The 751-nt window shown below is 54.9% G+C and carries 1 protein-coding gene; it reads left to right on the forward strand.

Features of this window, described 5'->3' with window-relative positions; genetic code table 11:
- Positions 1-41: 41 nt before the first annotated feature.
- Positions 42-751 (forward strand): aminopeptidase P family N-terminal domain-containing protein (locus ACTHSP_RS21115; RefSeq protein ID WP_440346896.1); only part of this gene is annotated, 710 nt, incomplete at its 3' end.

The following is a 751-nucleotide window of genomic DNA, read 5'->3' on the forward strand; positions in this document are numbered from 1 at the left end:
TTGATGACAGAGGCCGTCTGAAACAACAGGAGACATAACACATGAAATCTGTACAACAACGTTTGTCCGCTTTACGCGAAGCCATGAAAAAACAGGGCGTGGACGCGTTTGTCATTCCTTCCGCCGATCCGCACCTTTCCGAATACCTGCCCGAGCATTGGCAGGCACGCCGCGATTTTTCCGGCTTTACCGGTTCGGCCGGCACTTTGGTGGTGACCGCCGATAAAGCAGGCGTGTGGACGGACAGCCGCTATTGGGAACAGGCAGGCCAACAGCTTGCGCCAAACGGCATCGAGCTGCAAAAAATGGGCGTTGATGCGCCTTATACCGAGTGGTTGGCACAAAATCTGCCCGAGGGCGCAGTGGTCGGCGCACCTGCCGATATGTTCGCACTCAGCGGCGAGCGCGGTTTGAAACAGGCACTTGCCGCCAAAAACATCCGCCTCGAATATCCTGAAACCTTGTTGGACGAAGTGTGGGACGACCGTCCTGCATTGCCGACTCCGGAAATCTACGTTCACCATCCCGACTATGTTTCCGAAACTGCGGTCGAAAAACTGGCCCGTATCCGTGCGGCCATGAAAGAGCAGGGCGCAGAGGCGCATTTGGTTTCTTCTTTGGACGACATCGCTTGGATTACCAATCTGCGCGGTGATGATGTGCCGTTTAACCCCGTGTTCTTGTCCCATCTGTTTATCAGCCAAGACAAAGCCGTATTGTTTACCGATGCAGGCCGTCTGAAAGCCGAATC

This window comes from Neisseria sp. P0001.S005 (assembly GCF_051963715.1).